This window comes from Metabacillus sp. GQ13 (assembly GCF_059758525.1).
Genome location: NZ_JCAXET010000054.1, coordinates 1 through 312 on the forward strand (window position 1 = coordinate 1; position 312 = coordinate 312).

Sequence of the window (312 nt, forward strand, 5' to 3'; positions counted from 1 at the left end):
TATTCCTGTTTAGATACTATAAAGTATCTATGTTACTAATAAGAGAATCACTAAACTAAGCGTTTAAACTCAGTGAATTGACTTGAATTGTTATCGTTATCTAGTTTTCAAGGAACATTGGTGGAGCCTAGCGGGATCGAACCGCTGACCTCCTGCGTGCAAGGCAGGCGCTCTCCCAGCTGAGCTAAGGCCCCACTAAAATTGAGATGGTGGGCCTAAATGGACTCGAACCATCGACCTCACGCTTATCAGGCGTGCGCTCTAACCAGCTGAGCTATAGGCCCATCTCTATATTTATTTGGAGAACAAAGT

2 tRNA genes are annotated in these 312 nt (G+C 44.2%); both read right to left on the minus strand.

The window, feature by feature from the left end:
* Nucleotides 1-118: 118 nt before the first annotated feature.
* Nucleotides 119-194 (minus strand) — tRNA-Ala (locus AC6CHR_RS25110).
* Between the two features lie 13 nt (nt 195-207).
* Nucleotides 208-284, minus strand: a tRNA-Ile gene (locus AC6CHR_RS25115).
* Nucleotides 285-312 lie beyond the last annotated feature (28 nt).